At 60.8% G+C, this 15,974-nt stretch carries 15 protein-coding genes; 14 read left to right on the forward strand and 1 reads right to left on the reverse strand.

The genetic code is table 11. The features are described from left to right. Window positions 1–48 precede the first annotated feature (48 nt). Complete coding sequence (locus D8779_RS05450) at window positions 49–1,083, reverse strand: type IV pilus twitching motility protein PilT (RefSeq protein ID WP_136663428.1); 1,035 nt, start codon at window positions 1,081–1,083, stop codon at window positions 49–51. Between the two features lie 63 nt (window positions 1,084–1,146). On the opposite strand from D8779_RS05450, the gene D8779_RS05455 reads away from it, so the two are divergent. The 14 genes from D8779_RS05455 (at window position 1,147) to D8779_RS05520 (ending at window position 15,912) form a co-directional block, all read left to right on the forward strand. Continuing rightward, the gene (locus tag D8779_RS05455; RefSeq protein ID WP_136663429.1) at window positions 1,147–1,833 is read left to right on the forward strand and encodes a YggS family pyridoxal phosphate-dependent enzyme; all 687 of its coding nucleotides are present in this window, start codon (window positions 1,147–1,149) and stop codon (window positions 1,831–1,833) included. Between the two features lie 28 nt (window positions 1,834–1,861). Continuing rightward, window positions 1,862–2,680, forward strand: a complete 819-nt coding sequence (gene proC / locus D8779_RS05460; protein ID WP_136663430.1) for a pyrroline-5-carboxylate reductase — start codon at window positions 1,862–1,864, stop codon at window positions 2,678–2,680. Window positions 2,681–2,689: 9 nt separating this feature from the next. Next, the gene (locus D8779_RS05465; RefSeq protein ID WP_136663431.1) at window positions 2,690–3,280 is read left to right on the forward strand and encodes a YggT family protein; all 591 of its coding nucleotides are present in this window, start codon (window positions 2,690–2,692) and stop codon (window positions 3,278–3,280) included. A gap of 345 nt (window positions 3,281–3,625) precedes the next feature. Further along, entirely contained in the window at window positions 3,626–5,608 is a 1,983-nt protein-coding gene (locus D8779_RS05470; protein WP_136663432.1) for a dynamin-like GTPase family protein, read from the forward strand. A 97-nt stretch (window positions 5,609–5,705) separates the two neighbouring features. Continuing rightward, the gene (gene metX / locus D8779_RS05475) at window positions 5,706–6,845 is read left to right on the forward strand and encodes a homoserine O-succinyltransferase MetX (protein WP_136663433.1); all 1,140 of its coding nucleotides are present in this window, start codon (window positions 5,706–5,708) and stop codon (window positions 6,843–6,845) included. Between the two features lie 2 nt (window positions 6,846–6,847). Beyond that, complete coding sequence (metW, locus tag D8779_RS05480) at window positions 6,848–7,453, forward strand: methionine biosynthesis protein MetW (RefSeq protein ID WP_136663434.1); 606 nt, start codon at window positions 6,848–6,850, stop codon at window positions 7,451–7,453. 54 nt (window positions 7,454–7,507) lie between these two features. Continuing rightward, window positions 7,508–7,927: a DUF4426 domain-containing protein gene (locus tag D8779_RS05485; protein WP_136663435.1), complete on the forward strand. Its 420-nt coding sequence runs from the start codon at window positions 7,508–7,510 to the stop codon at window positions 7,925–7,927. After that, window positions 7,924–8,520, forward strand: coding sequence for an RdgB/HAM1 family non-canonical purine NTP pyrophosphatase (gene rdgB, locus D8779_RS05490; protein WP_136663436.1), 597 nt, complete (start codon window positions 7,924–7,926; stop codon window positions 8,518–8,520). Before D8779_RS05485 ends, rdgB begins: the two co-directional genes overlap by 4 nt. After that, complete coding sequence (gene hemW / locus D8779_RS05495) at window positions 8,517–9,677, forward strand: radical SAM family heme chaperone HemW (protein WP_136663437.1); 1,161 nt, start codon at window positions 8,517–8,519, stop codon at window positions 9,675–9,677. Before rdgB ends, hemW begins: the two co-directional genes overlap by 4 nt. 32 nt (window positions 9,678–9,709) lie before the next feature. After that, window positions 9,710–10,033 carry a DUF3392 domain-containing protein gene (locus tag D8779_RS05500; protein ID WP_136663438.1) on the forward strand — a complete coding sequence of 108 codons (324 nt, stop codon included), beginning with the start codon at window positions 9,710–9,712 and terminating at the stop codon, window positions 10,031–10,033. A gap of 296 nt (window positions 10,034–10,329) precedes the next feature. After that, window positions 10,330–12,579: a type II secretion system secretin GspD gene (gene gspD / locus D8779_RS05505; RefSeq protein WP_136663439.1), complete on the forward strand. Its 2,250-nt coding sequence runs from the start codon at window positions 10,330–10,332 to the stop codon at window positions 12,577–12,579. Window positions 12,580–12,802: 223 nt separating this feature from the next. Further along, window positions 12,803–13,483 (forward strand): biofilm-associated metzincin protease inhibitor BamI, encoded by a 681-nt coding sequence (gene bamI, locus D8779_RS05510; RefSeq protein ID WP_136663440.1) that lies wholly within the window; start codon window positions 12,803–12,805, stop codon window positions 13,481–13,483. A 35-nt stretch (window positions 13,484–13,518) separates the two neighbouring features. Further along, window positions 13,519–15,315, forward strand: coding sequence for a biofilm-associated metzincin protease Mep72 (gene mep72 / locus D8779_RS05515; RefSeq protein WP_136663441.1), 1,797 nt, complete (start codon window positions 13,519–13,521; stop codon window positions 15,313–15,315). Window positions 15,316–15,381: 66 nt separating this feature from the next. Then, window positions 15,382–15,912 (forward strand): type II secretion system protein N, encoded by a 531-nt coding sequence (locus D8779_RS05520; RefSeq protein WP_136663442.1) that lies wholly within the window; start codon window positions 15,382–15,384, stop codon window positions 15,910–15,912. Window positions 15,913–15,974 lie beyond the last annotated feature (62 nt).

Genomic DNA, 15,974 nt, shown 5'->3' on the forward strand with positions numbered 1-15,974 from the left:
GCCGCTGGGCTGAGCCCGACCGACCATGGCCAGTCGAGCACTGTCGGTTTAGAAATTTTCCGGAATTTTGGCTTTTTCCCGCGCGGCTTCGCGGCTGACGATGCCCTTGGACAACAGAGTCTTCAGGCAGGAATCGAGGGTTTGCATGCCCAGCGAGCCACCGGTCTGAATGGCCGAATACATCTGCGCCACCTTGTCCTCACGGATCAGGTTACGGATAGCCGGCGTACCAATCATGATCTCGTGTGCCGCCACACGGCCGCCGCCAACCTTTTTCAACAGGGTTTGCGAGATCACCGACTGCAGGGACTCCGAGAGCATGGAGCGCACCATGGATTTCTCTTCGGCGGGGAATACGTCGACCACCCGGTCGATGGTTTTAGCCGCTGAGGTGGTGTGCAGAGTGCCAAATACCAAGTGACCCGTTTCCGCGGCAGTCAGCGCCAGGCGAATGGTTTCCAGGTCGCGCATTTCGCCCACCAGGATGATATCCGGGTCTTCACGCAGCGCCGAGCGCAAGGCTTCGGAGAAGCCGAGGGTGTCGCGGTGCACTTCGCGCTGGTTAATCAGGCATTTTTTCGATTCGTGAACGAATTCGATCGGGTCTTCCACCGTGAGGATGTGGTGGTACTTATTGCTATTTATATAGTCGAGCATCGCCGCCAAGGTGGTCGACTTACCCGAACCGGTGGGCCCGGTGACCAGCACCAAGCCACGCGGCACATCAGAAATCTTCTTGAAGATCTCACCCATACCGAGATCTTCCATGCTCAGCACTTTCGACGGAATGGTACGGAATACGGCGCCAGCGCCACGGTTCTGGTTGAAGGCGTTAACCCGGAAACGCGCTACACCCGGCACTTCGAAGGAGAAGTCGGTCTCGAGGAACTCCTCGAAATCCTTACGCTGCTTGTCGTTCATGATGTCGTAGATCAGCGCGTGCACTTGTTTATGGTCGAGTGCAGGCAAATTGATCCGGCGAACATCACCGTCGACCCGAATCATCGGAGGCAGGCCAGCGGAGAGGTGCAGGTCCGATGCACCTTGCTTGGCGCTGAAGGCCAGCAATTCAGTGATATCCATGGGACTCCCTAATGACAGACAAGCAGGTAGAATGCCGCGAAACCCAGGCGGCGGGCGCAAGTAATGTCCACGATAGCAGAGAATATTGCAAAGGTCGGAGTGCGCATCCGTGAGGCGGCGCAAGCCTCGCAGCGAGATTGTGCGTCTATCGGCCTGCTCGCAGTGAGCAAAACTAAACCGGCGGCAGCCGTTCGCGAGGCGTTTGCCGCTGGCGCGCGCGATTTTGCCGAAAATTACCTGCAGGAAGCCCTGGAAAAGCAGATCGAGTTGGTCGCACTGCCTTTGACCTGGCATTTCATCGGTCCCATTCAATCGAACAAGACCAAACCGATCGCCGAACACTTCGCGTGGGTTCACTCGGTGGATCGCCTGAAGATCGCCGAACGGCTGTCTGCTCAGCGCCCAGCACATTTGCCGCCGCTGAATATTTGCCTGCAAGTGAATATCAGCGCAGAAGCCAGCAAAGCGGGTTGTACCCCCGAAGAACTGCCGGCGCTGGCACACGCCGTTACACAACTGCCCAACATCACCCTGCGCGGATTAATGACAATCCCCGAGCCGACTGACGACCCGCAGCAACAACGCGCCGCCTTTGCTCGCCTGCGCGAGCTGCAAGTCAGCCTGAACCTGGATCTCGACACACTGTCCATGGGCATGAGCGACGATCTCGAAGCCGCTATTGCCGAAGGCGCGACCTGGGTCCGCATCGGCACCGCCCTGTTTGGCGCGCGTAACTACAGCGCGACCTGAATCTTCAGCCTTATTAAGGAAGCCCGTTATGAGCACTCCCCGCATTGCCTTTATTGGCGCAGGCAATATGGCCGCCAGTCTGATCGGCGGCCTGCGCGCCCAGGGCATCGACGCCAGCGCCATTCGCGCCAGTGACCGCGGAGCCGAACAACGTAGCAAGATCAGCGCCGAGCATGGCATCGAAACCTTCGCGAGCAACGCCGATGCCATCCAGGATGCCGACGTGATTGTGCTGTCGGTTAAACCGCAGGTCATGAAGGACGTCTGCCTGGACCTCGCTACGCATATCAGCGCGCAACAGTTAGTGGTATCGATTGCCGCCGGCATCAGCTGCGCCAGCTTGGAGCAGTGGCTAGGCCCACGGGCCATCGTGCGCTGCATGCCCAACACCCCGGCACTGCTGCGCCAGGGCGTCAGTGGCTTGTATGGCAATGCGCACGTGTCCTCGATTCAGCGCCAGCAGGCCGAACAACTGCTCAGCGCCGTTGGCCTGGCGCTTTGGCTCGATACTGAAGCACAGATCGATGCCGTGACCGCCGTATCTGGCAGCGGCCCCGCGTATTTCTTCCTACTGATCGAGGCGATGACCGCCGCCGGCGAGAAGCTTGGTCTGCCGCGTGAGACTGCCGCCCAGCTCACCCTGCACACCGCGCTTGGTGCCGCACGCATGGCCGTGGCCAGTGATGTTGACGCCAGTGAGCTGCGCCGTCGCGTGACCTCGCCGGCGGGCACCACCGAAGCCGCCATCAACACCTTCCAAGCTAACGGCTTTGAAGCCTTGGTCGAAAAAGCCCTTAACGCCGCCGCCCACCGCTCAGCCGAGCTGGCTGAACAACTGGGCCAATAAGGAACAACCATGATAGGACTCAACACCGCCGCTGTTTATATCCTGCAAACCATTGGCAGCCTGTACCTGCTGATCGTGTTGTTGCGCTTTATCCTGCAACTGGTGCGGGCGGACTTCTACAACCCGCTCAGCCAGTTCATCGTGCGCGCCACCCACCCGCTGCTTAAACCCCTGCGCAAGATCATCCCCAGCCTGGCCGGTCTCGATTTGGCCTCGCTGGTACTGGCGATTCTGGTGCAGTTGGTGCTGATGGCGCTGACCCTGATGCTGCTCGGCTATGGCCTGGACAACCCGGTACAACTGCTGATCTGGTCGATCATTGGTGTCACTGCTCTGTTTCTCAAGGTGTTCTTCTTTGCGTTGATTATCAGCGTCATTCTTTCCTGGGTCGCGCAAGGCAGCCAAAATCCGACTGTGGCACTGGTTAATCAGATCTGTGAACCGTTGCTGGCGCCGATTCGCCGCATTCTGCCAGGCATGGGCGGGCTGGACTTGTCACCGATCGTGGCCTTCCTGATTCTCAACCTGATCGACATGCTGGTGATCCGCAACCTGGCGGTCATGACCGGTATGTACAAAGGCCTCAGCCTGGCGATCTGATCGCCAACACCTGTGAACCTGGAAAGGGGCGAGCCGAGTCGACAAAAGCCTGTGCCCAGCAAAAGCCCGCAGCAGCTCCCGAGCGAATTGAAGCTGACCGCTGGGTCACCCTGACCGACCATAAGGCGGGCGTGCGACGACATGCAATTGACGCCATAGCTGCTACCCGCATAATGCCAAGCAGCTTGATCTGCGGATGTCGTGGGTCTGGCGTAATTACACAGGCTTTAAAGCGTTATGTGCCGCGTTGATCTACTGGGCGGCATTGTTGTGTGCCCGACTTCACCAGGGTGCCGTATAACCCCAGTCGTCCACAATGGATGCGCCACCAGAGGAAACCCCAGGATGAGCATGGAACGTCTCAGTCAGCAGGTCGATGCTTACGTCACCTGGAAGCGCGAGCTGATGCGCGAGATCACCCGCTATCGCAGCTGGCTGGTGAACAACCGGCTGAACTCCGAGGCGGTGGAAGCCAAGCTTGAGCGCGCCCTGAAACTGCTACGTACCGACCACATCACCCTGGCGTTTGTCGGCGAGTTCTCGCGCGGCAAAACAGAGCTGATTAACAGCCTGTTCTTCTCCTCTTATGGCCAGCGCATGCTGCCATCCCAGGCTGGGCGCACCACCATGTGCCCCACCGAGCTGTTCTTCGACCCACGCTCGGAACGCTCCTATATCCGCCTGCTGCCGATCGAGACCCGTGTGTCCGAAGCCAGCGTCGCGCAGTTCAAGCGTATTCCGCGGCACTGGGTGAACATCCCGCTGGACCTCAGCGACCCAGACAACATGGTTCAAGCTTTTAATCAGGTCGCGCGCACCAAACCCATGCCGGTCGAACAGGCGATTGCCCTGGGCTTTCACCCGGACATGCTGGAAAGCACCAGCAAGCCCGGCGAAGTGCTGGTGCCGGCCTGGCGTCACGCCATGGTCAACTTTGACCACCCGCTGTTGCGCCAAGGCCTGCGCATCCTCGACACCCCAGGCCTGAATGCCCTGGGCAGCGAGCCTGAGCTGACGCTTTCGATGCTGCCCAGCGCTCAGGCCATCATCTTCTTACTGTCTGCCGACACCGGCGTCACGGCCAGCGACATGGCCGTGTGGCAGCAACATATTCGCCAGCTTGATGAAGACACCCAGACCAGCCTGTTTGCCGTGCTGAACAAGATCGACGTGCTCTGGGATGACCTGGCCGGCGAAGCCTTTGTGCAGAATGCCATCCGCCAGATCCAAACCAGCACCGCACGCCAGCTCGGCATCCGTGTCGAGGACGTGCTGCCGCTGTCGGCCAAACAAGCGATGCTGGCCAAGGTTCGCAAGGACCCAGAATTGCTGGCCCGCAGCCTGATGAGCAACCTGGAAAATCTGTTGTGCGAGCGCATCATCGCGCAGAAAGAACGCCTGCTTGAAGACCGTGTGGTCAATCAGGTACTGGCGCTTCTGCAAAATAGCCAGCACGTGCTCAACCTACGCTTGGAAAAGGTCAACGAACAACAGGCGCTGTTGAGCAACCACCAGCACGACAATGGCCAGATGCTCTTCGAGCTGACCGCCAAGACCAAGGAAGACCACAGCCTGCACCACAAGCGCTTATTGGGCCTGAAAACCAACCAACGGCTGCTTAAACGCCAGGGTGACCTGCTACGTCAGGCCTCGCGCAGTGAGCGCCTGGACGAACACTTGAATAAAGTGCGCAAGAACCTCACCGGCAGCTGGACCACGCTGGGCATCAACCAAGCCATCCTGCATTTCTTCCGTAGCGTGGAGCAGGATCTGCACAACCTGGCGCAAGAAGCGGAGATGGCCAACAAAATGGTCGCCGCCGTCTACCGCCGGCATAACGAAGAGAACCCGCTGCATGGCGTCGACGCTCCGCAGTTCAACGTCAACCGCTACCTGCGTGAACTCAAACAGCAGCAGACCAAGGCCGACCAGTTCCGCCTGCAGCTGAAAACCCTGCTGACTGAGCAACGCAGCCTGACCAAACGCTTCTTCGCCACCTTGGTGCAGGAAGTGATCGGCCTGCACCAGCGTATGCGTCACGAAGCCGAGCAATGGGCCAGTGATGCACTGATGCCGTTGATGCAGCACACCCTGGAGCACAAGCAGCTGCTGGAAACGCACATGCTGCGCCTCAAAGCCCTGGCCCAAGAAACCCAACAGTCGCGCCAGCGCGGCCAGCAGCTGGCACGCTACAGTGCCGAGTTGGAGCTGCAACTGAGCCAGGCCAACGAGATGCTACGCACCCTACGCCGCCCGGCACCGGTGCAACGCCAAGGCAAGGTGGTGAACCTGCCCGGCATGGCGCGCCCGCACAGCATCGGCGAGTAAGCGCAAACCCTCACGGCGTAGCTCCCCGCCCCATGCGCTTGCCGCCTGGGGCGGGGCTCTTTAGACTGCGGCTCTTCTTTTATTACGAGCAGGGTCGATGCCAACTGCCTTCCCCCAAGACTCTGTTGGCCTGGTCACTCCGCAGCTTATGCAATTTGCAGAGCCGCTGGCGTTGGCCTGCGGGCGCAGCCTGGCTGACTATCAACTGATATTCGAGACCTATGGCGAGCTCAACGCCACGGCCAGCAACGCGGTACTGATCTGTCATGCGTTGTCCGGTCACCACCATGCCGCCGGTTACCACAGCGCGGAAGACCGTAAACCGGGTTGGTGGGACAGCTGCATCGGCCCCGGTAAGCCGATCGACACCCGCAAGTTCTTCGTCGTCAGCCTCAACAACCTTGGCGGCTGCAACGGCTCAACCGGCCCCAGCAGCCTTAACCCGGCCACCGGCAAGCCGTTTGGTGCGGACTTCCCGGTGATGACCGTAGAAGACTGGGTGCACAGCCAAGCACGCCTGGCCGACAGCCTGGGCATCCGCCAGTGGGCCGCCGTCGTCGGCGGTAGCCTCGGCGGCATGCAGGCCATGCAATGGACCATCAGCTACCCCGAGCGGGTGCGCCATTGCCTGGCGATTGCCTCGGCACCCAAGTTGTCGGCGCAGAACATCGCCTTCAACGAAGTGGCGCGCCAGGCAATCCTCACCGATCCACAATTTCACGGCGGGCACTTCCAGGAACAAGGTGTGATCCCCAAGCGCGGGCTGATGTTGGCGCGCATGGTTGGGCACATCACCTACCTGTCGGATGACGCCATGGGCGAGAAATTCGGCCGCGGGTTGAAAAGCGAGAAGCTCAACTACGACTTCCACAGCGTCGAGTTCCAGGTGGAAAGCTACCTGCGTTATCAGGGCGAAGAGTTCTCTACCCGCTTCGATGCCAACACCTACCTGCTGATGACCAAGGCGCTCGACTACTTCGACCCGGCGGCAAATCACGATGGCGACCTGGCCAAGACCCTGGCTGGGGTGACCGCCGATTTCTGCGTGATGTCCTTCACCACGGACTGGCGCTTCTCGCCGCTGCGTTCACGGGAAATTGTCGATGCCCTGACCGCCGCGCGGAAAAACGTCTGCTACCTGGAGATCGACGCGCCCCAAGGCCACGACGCCTTCCTGATCCCTATTCCGCGCTACCTGCAGGCTTTCGACAGCTATATGAAACGGATTAAGGTGTAGCCATGCGCGCGGACCTAGAAATCATTCAAGAGTGGATTCCCGCCGGCAGTCGGGTACTCGACCTCGGCTGCGGCAATGGCGAATTGCTCGCCTGGCTGACAGAGCACAAACAGGTCAGCGGCTACGGCCTGGAGATTGATGCGGACAATATCGCCCAGTGCGTGAGCAAGGGCGTTAACGTGATTGAGCAGAACCTCGATAAAGGCCTGAGCAACTTCGCCAGCAGCAGCTTCGATGTGGTGGTGATGACCCAGTCTTTGCAGGCCCTGCACTACCCCGACAAGGTGTTGGCGGAAATGCTGCGCGTCGGCAAGACCTGCATCATCACCTTCCCCAACTTCGCTCATTGGCGCTGCCGCTGGTACCTCACCAGTAAAGGCCGCATGCCCGTGTCGGATTTTCTGCCCTACACCTGGTTCAACACGCCGAACATCCACTTCTGCACCTTCGAGGATTTCGAAAACCTGTGCCACGACCAGGGCGCCACAATCAAAGATCGCCTGGCAGTAGACCGCGACCATCGGCACGGCTGGGCCAGCCGCATTTGGCCTAATCTGTTAGGTGAGATCGGTATTTACCGGATCAGCGGCCGATCGCTCAACCTGTAAAAACCGCCACTGGCGCGGCCCTATCAGGGCTCGCTATCTACCCGGAGAATCATCATGCGCCGTCTAGCATTACTGTTTATCGCCCTGTGCCTGAGCGTGCCAGCACTCGCTGAACGCAAGCAAAGCTTTGGCGATCTCGACGTGCACTACATCGCGTTCAACTCCAGCTTTCTGCAGCCCGATATCGCGGCCGCTAACGGCCTGGTGCGCAGCAAAACCCAGGGCGTGGTGAATATATCCCTACTCAAGGGCGGTAAAGCCAGCAACGCCAACGTGAGCGGTGAAGTTAAAGACCTGGTCGGCCGCAGCCATCCGCTCAGTTTCAAACGCGTGACCGAAGGGGCGGCTATTTATTACCTTGCCCAGTTCCCCTTTACCCAGCAGGAAATGTTGCGCTTCAACATCACCGTAACCACAGCCGATGGCGCAGCGCACAGCATCGACTTCAACCAGGAATTCTTCCCAGACCGATGATCCACTTCAACGAACTGGTGCTGGCCAGCCACAACGCCGGCAAACTCAAAGAACTGCAAGCCATGCTCGGCAGCACTGTGCGCGTGCGTTCGGTGGGCGAGTTCTCCACGGTCGAACCGGAGGAAAGCGGTTTGTCGTTTATCGAAAATGCCATTCTCAAGGCGCGCAATGCCGCGCGGCTATCCGGCTTACCCGCACTGGCGGACGACTCGGGCCTGGCGGTGGACTTTCTCGGCGGCGCACCGGGCATCTATTCGGCGCGCTATGCCGATGGCCAGGGTGATGCGGCCAATAACGCCAAACTACTTGAGGTAATGAAGGCCGTGCCGGACGCCGAACGTGGCGCACAGTTCGTTTGCTGCCTGGCGCTGGTGCGACATGCCGATGATCCCTTACCGATCATCTGCGAAGGCCTCTGGCACGGGCGCATTCTGCACACGGCGCAAGGCGTGGAAGGCTTTGGCTACGACCCCCTATTCTGGGTACCCGAGCGCGAGTGCTCCAGCGCCGAACTGCCAGCAGCGGAGAAGAACCAGATCAGCCACCGCGCTCGCGCCATGGCCCTACTGAAACAGCGGCTGGGCCTGGCATGAACAACGCGTCCGGCGGCGGCTTCGAGCTGCCGCCGCTTGCACTCTATGTGCACATCCCCTGGTGCGTGAAGAAGTGCCCGTACTGCGACTTCAACTCCCACGCCGCCGGACCGGACTTGCCAGAAGAGGCCTATGTCGACGCCCTGCTCGCCGACCTGGACGCCGACTTGGCTCAGGTTCACGGCCGACCACTGACCTCGATATTCTTCGGCGGCGGTACGCCCAGCCTGTTTTCAGCCAAGGCCCTTGGCCGCCTGCTTGAAGGCGTGGAGCGGCGTGTACGGTTTGCCGCCGATATCGAAATCACCCTGGAAGCCAACCCTGGCACCTTCGAGCAGGCCAAGTTCCGCGACTACCGCAGCCTCGGCATCAATCGCCTGTCGATCGGCGTGCAGAGCTTCCAGCCGCCCAAGCTGATCGCACTCGGCCGCATCCACGACGGTGATGAAGCCGTGCGGGCGGCGGACATGGCCCGCGCCGCCGGTTTCGACAATTTCAACCTGGACCTGATGCACGGCCTGCCGGATCAGTCCATCGAGGATGCCCTCAGCGATCTGCGCATCGCCATTGCCCAGGGTCCGACGCATCTTTCCTGGTACCAGCTGACGGTGGAGCCCAATACGGTGTTCTGGAACCAGCCTCCAGTGATGCCCGAGGACGATATTCTCTGGGACATTCAGGAAGCCGGCCAGGCCCTGCTGGCCGCCGAAGGCTATGCGCAGTACGAAGTCTCTGCCTACGCCCAGACCGGCAAGGCGGCGCGGCACAACCTCAACTACTGGACCTTTGGCGACTTCCTGGGCATCGGTGCCGGCGCCCACGCCAAGTTGAGCAGGCCCGACGGCAGCATCAGCCGCAGCTGGAAGACCCGTCTGCCCAAGGACTATCTCGACAGCAGCAAGCGCTTCAACGCCGGCGAGCGCGTACTGAGTGCCGATGAGCTGCCCTTCGAATTTCTGATGAACGTGCTGCGTCTCACAGACGGCGTCGCCAGCGAGCTATTCACTCAGCGCACCGGCCTGCCGTTGAGCCAGCTCGCAGCGGCACGCACAGAGGCCCAACAACGCGGCCTGCTGCACAGTGATCCAACGCGCCTGAGCGCCACCCGCGAAGGTCAGTTGTTTCTCAATGACCTGCTGCAACACTTTCTTCCCTGAACCCTTTTTACCCTGAAGACGAAGGAAACCGGATGGATCTGTTACTCGACCTGATCGTCACCCTGTCACGCTGGAGCCGCAGCCACCTCTACGATATTTCCCTCGCGATCATGGCCACCCTGTTGGTGCTGTTCGGCCCGGGCATCAACGCCTGGGTGCAGCGCAATACCAGCAGCATGAACTTTATCTTCCGCACGCTGATCTTCGTCCTGCTCTGCGCCGTGGGCTATGGGCTGTTGATTGTCTTTGCGACACCATATCTGGCCAAAGGCCTGGGCTTTTTCAACAACTTCACCCTGGCGCCAGTGCTGATATTGGTGTTCCTCATCATCGGCATTCTCGCCGACCGCAGCTAGGCTGCTGGCGAACGGATCGGGAGCCTGGCCACGGGCTCCCGGCTACAGGTGCAACCGCCAACTGACACCCATCACGCCCTGGCAACAAATTGCCGAGCGACTGTGACGATCATCGCAGATCGCCATCACGCCTCAACAAACGCCGATTTTTTTCATTAGCCTTGCGCGCCCAACACTGCTCGCAGTGCTGGTTGCAGCCGTTTCCTCCCATCCAAACAGCGCCTCCAGCCTTTCCTTGTCCGACCTTGCGTCGGCTGCGGCAGTGCATTACGGCCACACATACTGATGCCTTCGTCATGACCACGCCTGCCCTGCGCCCACTTCTCCGCCTGCTACTGCTGCACACCGCGCTGCTGCTCGGTGTCGCTAACCAAGCCAATGCCTCGACCGAAGCGCCTGCACAGAGCGAGGACAGCTGGACCATCAATATGCAGAGCGCGGAAATTCGCGACTTTATCGAGCAGATATCCAGCATCAGCGGGCAGACCTTTATTATTGACCCGCGGGTAAAAGGCCAGGTCACCGTAATTGCCCCGCAGCCGATGAACATCGCCGAGGTCTACAAGCTGTTTCTCTCGGTGATGAGCACCCATGGTTTCGCCGTGATGCCGCAGGGCAATCAGCTGAGCATCATCCCCAGCAGCGAGGCCAAGACCACCGCCGGCAGCAACGGCAACCTGGAAACTCGTGTACTGCAGGTGCAACACGGCGCCGCCAACGACCTGCTGCCGCTGATCCGTCCGCTGGTGGCCAACCATGGTCACCTGGCCGCCGTGCCTTCATCCAATAGCCTGATCATCAGCGACACGCCGGCCAATATCGCCCGCATCGACGAAATCATCCGCCAGCTGGACAGCCAGAATCAGGACGATTTCAGCGTCTATGACCTGCGCCATGCCTGGGTTCATGAATTGGCGGCGGTGATCAACAGCTCACTGAAAAACGCCCAGGCCAGCGGCGCCCAAGTGATTGCCGATACCCGCGCCAATCGTCTGCTGCTACTCGGCCCCAGCGACGCCCGCGCGCGCCTGTTAAAACTAGCGCAGAGCCTCGACACGCCTAGCTCGCGCTCGACCAATACCCGCGTTATCCGTCTACGCCATGGCGATGCCAAGGAAATGGCAAAGACCCTCGGCGACTTCGGCGACAACCTGAGCCAGAGTCAAGGCAACGAAAACGCCGCGCCGCTCAAGCTGATGATTCGCGCTGACGAAAGCCTCAACGCCATCGTCATCATGGCTGAAGCCGACGCCGTCAATATGTTTGAAGACTTGGTGCGCCAGCTGGATATCCCCCGCGCCCAAGTGCTGGTGGAGGCCGCTATTGTCGAGATGTCCGGTGACATCAGTGACGCTCTCGGCGTGCAGTGGGCCATTGATGGCCGCGGTGGCAGTGGCCTAGGAGGGGTCAACTTCAGCAATACCGGGCTATCCGTCGGCACCCTACTCGGCGCCATTGCCAGCAAAGAGACAGGCGATCTGGCTAAGACACTGCCCAACGGGGCGATCTTCGGGGTTGGTAACGATAACTTTGGCGCACTGATTACGGCACTGTCGTCGACCGGCAAAAGTAACCTGCTGTCCACCCCAACTCTGCTAACGCTGGACAACCAGTCTGCCGAGATTTTGGTCGGGCAAAACGTACCGTTCCAAACAGGTTCTTACACCACCGACGCCGCCGGTTCGAGCAACCCTTTTACCACCATCGAACGCAAGGATATCGGCGTTACTCTCAAGGTCACCCCGCATATCAACGAAGGCTCGACCCTGCGCCTAGAGATCGAGCAAGAGATCTCGTCCATCGCCCCGAGCACTGGGCTGAATGCCCAAGCCGTGGACCTGGTCACCAACAAACGCTCGATCAAGAGCACCGTGCTGGCCGATGATGGCCAGGTGATCGTGCTCGGCGGTCTGATTCAGGACGACATCACCAGCAGCGAGAGTAAGGTGCCGCTGCTCGGCGATATCCCAGGGATCGGCAAGCTGTTCCGCTCAACCCGCGAAGCGCGGCAAAAACGCAACCTGATGGTGTTCCTGCGCCCGACCGTGGCACGCGACGGCGTCGGCCTGGCCAACCTGAGCCTGGGCAAATACCGTGACCTGCGCCTGCTCGGCCAGGCCAACGGTTACGACCATCTACCGCAGCAGGCCCATGCCTTGTTCGACCAGGGCATTGAGGCAGCCGCAACCGACTTGCGCCAGCCGGCAAAAGCCATCCCGGCAAAACCGAGCAAGACCCTGATCGAAACGCCAAAACCTGTCGACCCGGCCACCCTGGGCGATGGCCGTGGCGGCGAAAGCAAACCCAAGGTTGCAGCGCGCCGCCACACCATCCAGCTGGTCGAAGGCAGCAGCCGCGAATTTATGCAGGCCCTGCTTGAACGCCACCCCAAGCAGCCCCTGCGTCTGGCCGAGAGCACGCAGGCCGGGGAAACCCGCTACGCCGTGCTCTATGGCAGCTACCCGAACCGCGAGACAGCGCTCAAAGCCCTGGCCGTTTTGCCTGAACAGCTGCCCAGACGCGGCGCCAGCGCCCTGCCCGAGTAAGCCAAGAGGCGTTGCGGCACCGCGCAGCAACGCCATAGCCGAGCTGATTGGAACTGTGCCCCATTTCCAGCGAGACGTGGCACACCCTCCATATGAGACCAGCGTCCAAATTAGATAAGCTGGCCCTGCCCATACCCTCTGCCTGTGAACTGCATAGCGAATAACCGCAAAGGCTCTACCTAGACTGCGCTGCTTCAACTTTCCAGACTAATGGAGCAGTCGCATGTCAAAACGCTGGATTACAGCCGCAGTCGCCACCGCCATTGTCGGCGGCGTCTTAGGGGTCGTGCTCTCGGCTGACCTTGAGCAGCCAAAGCCAACCCAGGCAGCATCGAACAACAGCGAGGGCGGCAAATCGCCCGCGCCCAGCCAGAGCACAGCCGCGCCCGCGAGCCAGGCAGCCAGCCAAGGCGCCAGCGGCGTCTCCACCCTGCAGGCCAAACCGCCCGTGACCACCAGCAGCGCCGCACAGGCCACGCTCTGGGACGCAGACTCGCTGCAGGAAACCGAAAGCAATGGCATCACTCAGCACCTGACCCTGGTCGACCCACAGCAACTCAGCAACCTTGCAGTCGGTCAGGTGGTCTCCCTGGCACTCCCGGGACGTAGCAGCCCAACCCGCGCCACCCTCGGCGAAACTCGCAACACCGCCGGCAGCGCCGTATGGCAAGGCAGCCTGATCGATGGCGACGAGGTGGAAAGCATGACCCTGGTGAAGGGCGCGCTGGAGACCCATATCACCGTCGCCACGCTCGACGGCAGCCTGTCGATCATCATCGATAACGCCACCGGCAAGACGGTGATCACCGATGAAAACCAGCTGGTAATGCGGGCCGATCCCAACGACAGCCTGCACTACGACCATAAAGAACTGGCTCCGCTGCCACCGCCCACCCAGGGCTGATCACCGCTTACCCACATCGCACAAGGAATGCTGATATGAAAAAAGTGCAATGGCTCTCCGCCCTCGCACTGGCCCTGACCGCCCATAGCGCTCAGGCCAACCCGGAAACCGTCGACATCATGGTGCTCTACACCAAAGACGCGCAGAGCCTGCCCAACGGCCGCGATATCGACGCACGCATCGCCAGCTATATCGAATACACCAACACGGCCTACGCCAAAAGCGGGGTGAACATCCGCCTGCGCCTGGTGCACAAGCAGCTGCTCGACTGGGCCAATTACTACGACGTGTCCAGCGCCACCCTGAACAAGTTCACCGACGACGCCCAGGTAAAGCGCTTGCGCGAGCAATACGGCGCCGACGTGGTACAGCTGATCAACCGCACCACCCAGGGCCAGGGTTATGGCGTCTGCGGTATCGCCTGGATGGGCACTGGGGCGAAGAACAGCGACCGCTTCAACAGCGGTGCCAAGGAAATGGCCTATGGCCTAACCGGTGTCGACTGCAGCCTCAGCACCTTCGCCCATGAAGCCGGCCACAATATGGGCCTGCGCCATTCCTACGAGCAGGACCAGCAGGAAGGCTACTACAGCGCCAACGGCCACAACGGCACCCACGAATGGAGCCGTGGCTATGGCGTCCAGGGGCAGTTCAGCACCATCATGGCGTACCCGCAGGTCTTCGGCGCGCGCCGTCAGGCGCCGGTATTCTCCAACCCGCAGCTGAATGACGCCGACTGCGCAAACCAGCCTTGCGGCATGCCCGATCGCTCCGATGCCGTGCGCTCGCTTAACACCATGGCCGGGCAGATCGCTACCTTCCGCGCCACCCAGGTACCGATCACCACTAACCCCGGCACAGGCAACCCGACCACGCCACCGGCCGAACTACCCTGGTGCAGCAAACCTGCGCTCAAGGGTCTGGTCAGCAACGGCGAGTTCAATAGCAACGAAGGCTGGCGTGCGCTGTTCGGCCAGGCTCAGCTGAGCCTGGTCAATGTGGCCTTGAACTGCCGCGACAATGCGCTGCAAATGGACGCGCAGTCCTTCGACGTACTGGCCACACCGGTCACCGGCCTGACTGCCGGCGCGCAATATCGCCTGAAAGCCAAGGCCATGCTCAAGGTCCGCGACAACCGTGAAAACGTGCGCGTGGCGATCCTGCAGGAAAGCACCGATGGCCGCTTTACCTACAGCGCCGAACAGACTGTCAGCCTGTCCGTGACTGGCAACGAGTTCAGCCGCCTGGAAAAATCCTTCACTTACACAACGCCAAGCAACGTGCGCAATCTGTATGTGGCGATCTGGAGCGACAGCGGCAGCAGCCTGCTGGTTGATGAAGTCGAACTGCAAGAAGTCCAGGCCGCTGCGCCTCCTACACCACCGGCACCAACCCAGTTCGGCTGGAACTTCGAGAATGGCATTGGTGGCTGGTCTGGCTTCCATGGCAGCGCTCGCGCCAGCACCTTCGCCAGCGGCAGCCGGCAGGCCCTGGAAGCCTACCAGCGCCAGTACGAAGGCGCCGGAGCCAGCGTCAGCCTGCTCGGCAATGTCCAGGCCGGTAATCGCTATCGCGTTTCGGCCGATCTGAGCATTGGCCGTAGCAGTGCGGTTAGCGCCATCGCCTACGCCTACCTGTATGTCGAGGATGGCAACGGCCGCGGCCAGTATCTGTCACTTGGCCAGCGTCCCACCCGTGGTGGCAGCTGGAGCAAGCTGCAGCAGGAGGTACAACTGCCAGCCGGCACCCTGCGCCGCGTTGACCTGCTGATCCTGGGCACCCAACGTCGCGAGTCGCTGTTTATCGACAACGTCAGCATCGGCAAGCTGTAAACACCCAGTAGCACCCGAGCCCATGGCTGCCTCAGCAGTCATGGGCTTTTTCATTAAGGAGTTTCTATGTTGCCGCCCAGCAAAACAGCCCTGCCTATCGCCTCGGAGCATCTGATCGCAGGCCTGTGCCTGCTGCTACTGCTGGCCGGCAGCCTCAGCCTGGCCTATCAGGGCGCGGCCTTCTGGCGACTACTGCATAGCCCGATCAACTTAGCGCCCGTGGCGCACGCCCCGGTGCAACCGGTTATCGATCAGCAGCAGTTGGCAGCGCTGTTCGGCGCCCCTCTTCTCGACACGAGTGGCCCGGCTCCAGCCACCTCCCTGCAACTGACCTTGGTGGCCGCCTTCAATCACCCGCAAAGCAGCCGCTCCAGCGCCATCATCGGCCAAGCCGGCCAGACCGCTGAGCGTTTTATGGTGGGCGCAACCATCGCTCGAGGTGTGACCCTCGACAGCGTCCAACGCCAGCACGTGACCCTGCGCCGCCATGGCCGCCGCGAGAGCCTGCACTTCCCAGACAAATCCACCCAGCAGCTGACAGCCACCCTCACACCTGTCACGACAGCGCTGATCAGCCAAGCCATCAGTCGCGACTAAACAGCCGCCGTGAAAATTTCAACCGGCACAACCTCGACCGGCCTGATGAAAAGCCAGCCGAA

Origin of the sequence: Pseudomonas leptonychotis, from assembly GCF_004920405.1 — a bacterium.
GTDB lineage: Bacteria > Pseudomonadota > Gammaproteobacteria > Pseudomonadales > Pseudomonadaceae > Aquipseudomonas > Aquipseudomonas leptonychotis.

What these genes read in the sequence shown, in the direction of transcription:
- gspD (WP_136663439.1), top strand. Translation starts at nt 10,330, where the DNA reads ATGACCACGCCTGCCCTGCGCCCACTTCTCCGCCTGCTACTGCTGCAC.
- rdgB (WP_136663436.1), top strand. Translation starts at nt 7,924, where the DNA reads ATGATCCACTTCAACGAACTGGTGCTGGCCAGCCACAACGCCGGCAAA.
- mep72 (WP_136663441.1), top strand. Translation starts at nt 13,519, where the DNA reads ATGAAAAAAGTGCAATGGCTCTCCGCCCTCGCACTGGCCCTGACCGCC.
- D8779_RS05450 (WP_136663428.1), bottom strand. Translation starts at nt 1,083, where the DNA reads ATGGATATCACTGAATTGCTGGCCTTCAGCGCCAAGCAAGGTGCATCG.
- proC (WP_136663430.1), top strand. Translation starts at nt 1,862, where the DNA reads ATGAGCACTCCCCGCATTGCCTTTATTGGCGCAGGCAATATGGCCGCC.
- metW (WP_136663434.1), top strand. Translation starts at nt 6,848, where the DNA reads ATGCGCGCGGACCTAGAAATCATTCAAGAGTGGATTCCCGCCGGCAGT.
- D8779_RS05465 (WP_136663431.1), top strand. Translation starts at nt 2,690, where the DNA reads ATGATAGGACTCAACACCGCCGCTGTTTATATCCTGCAAACCATTGGC.
- metX (WP_136663433.1), top strand. Translation starts at nt 5,706, where the DNA reads ATGCCAACTGCCTTCCCCCAAGACTCTGTTGGCCTGGTCACTCCGCAG.
- bamI (WP_136663440.1), top strand. Translation starts at nt 12,803, where the DNA reads ATGTCAAAACGCTGGATTACAGCCGCAGTCGCCACCGCCATTGTCGGC.
- D8779_RS05455 (WP_136663429.1), top strand. Translation starts at nt 1,147, where the DNA reads ATGTCCACGATAGCAGAGAATATTGCAAAGGTCGGAGTGCGCATCCGT.
- D8779_RS05520 (WP_136663442.1), top strand. Translation starts at nt 15,382, where the DNA reads ATGTTGCCGCCCAGCAAAACAGCCCTGCCTATCGCCTCGGAGCATCTG.
- hemW (WP_136663437.1), top strand. Translation starts at nt 8,517, where the DNA reads ATGAACAACGCGTCCGGCGGCGGCTTCGAGCTGCCGCCGCTTGCACTC.
- D8779_RS05470 (WP_136663432.1), top strand. Translation starts at nt 3,626, where the DNA reads ATGAGCATGGAACGTCTCAGTCAGCAGGTCGATGCTTACGTCACCTGG.
- D8779_RS05485 (WP_136663435.1), top strand. Translation starts at nt 7,508, where the DNA reads ATGCGCCGTCTAGCATTACTGTTTATCGCCCTGTGCCTGAGCGTGCCA.
- D8779_RS05500 (WP_136663438.1), top strand. Translation starts at nt 9,710, where the DNA reads ATGGATCTGTTACTCGACCTGATCGTCACCCTGTCACGCTGGAGCCGC.